This is a genomic window from Kitasatospora sp. MY 5-36 (assembly GCF_001182915.1).
Taxonomy (GTDB): Bacteria; Actinomycetota; Actinomycetes; order Streptomycetales; family Streptomycetaceae; genus Kitasatospora.
Map to the genome: position 1 here is coordinate 1 of NZ_LFVW01001386.1, position 682 is coordinate 682.

Below are 682 nucleotides of genomic sequence, written 5' to 3' on the forward strand. Positions count from 1 at the left end.
CACCGGGGCGGCCTCGCACGCGAACCCGAGCGGCCCCGGCGACACCACTCCGCCGCCCGGTACGGCCTCGGCCCCGCACAGCCCCGGCGGCGGGCAGGCGAGCACCGACGGCGGCGTCGCGCCCAGCGGGACCTCCGGCGCCGGTGACGGTGGCATCGTCCCGCTCTGCACCCGGACGGACCTCGGTGAGGGACTCGCCCAGGTCGGCACGGCCGACGGCGACGGGCGGATCTACGGCTCGTTCACCGTCTACAACGTGTCCGGGCGCAGCTGTCGGCTCGGCGGGCCGGGCTCGGTGGCGGTCACCGCCGTCAGCGGCGGCGACCGCGGCCGCATCCGCACCGCCGACCACGCCCCGGGCGACCCGGCCGCCGGCCTGCCCGCGATGGACGGGGAGCCGCCGGTGCTCGCGCCGCGGGCCGGGTACCGGGTGCCGTTCGCCTGGGTCCCCGACCAGACCTGTACCGGCTCGGGCACCCTGAGCACCCCGTCGAACAGCGTCAACCAGGTGGCCCTGCGCTCGGACGTCCCCGCCGCCGAGTCCGGCGCCCCGGCCTCCGTCCCCACCAGCGAGGTCAGCGCCAACCCGCCGGCCTCCTCGTCCCCGTCGGCGGGCCCCACCACGGCCCCCAGCCCGACCGCGACGCCGACCGGCAACCCGACCACCGCGCCGCCCGCCGTG

The 682-nt window shown here is 79.5% G+C and carries 1 pseudogene; it reads left to right on the top strand.

Annotated features, from left to right (window positions below):
* Positions 1–682 (top strand): annotated as a pseudogene (locus tag AE652_RS42580) (hypothetical protein); the annotation flags it as partial.